The sequence below is a fragment of the Pseudoflavonifractor capillosus genome (assembly GCF_016902575.1).
Taxonomy (GTDB): domain Bacteria; phylum Bacillota; class Clostridia; order Oscillospirales; family Oscillospiraceae; genus Enterenecus; species Enterenecus capillosus_A.
Map to the genome: position 1 here is coordinate 1 of NZ_JACSNZ010000172.1, position 219 is coordinate 219.

Sequence of the window (219 nt, forward strand, 5' to 3'; positions counted from 1 at the left end):
GGTGAGTAACGCGTGAGGAACCTGCCTCGGAGTGGGGAATAACAGTTGGAAACAGCTGCTAATACCGCATAATGCAGTTGGGTCGCATGACCCTGACTGCCAAAGATTTGTCGCTCTGAGATGGCCTCGCGTCTGATTAGCTGGTTGGCGGGGTAACGGCCCACCAAGGCGACGATCAGTAGCCGGACTGAGAGGTTGGCCGGCCACATTGGGACTGAG

The 219-nt window shown here is 57.1% G+C and carries 1 rRNA gene; it reads left to right on the top strand.

Annotated elements, in window-relative coordinates:
- A 16S ribosomal RNA gene (locus H9X86_RS12340) occupies positions 1 to 219 on the top strand; the annotation flags it as partial.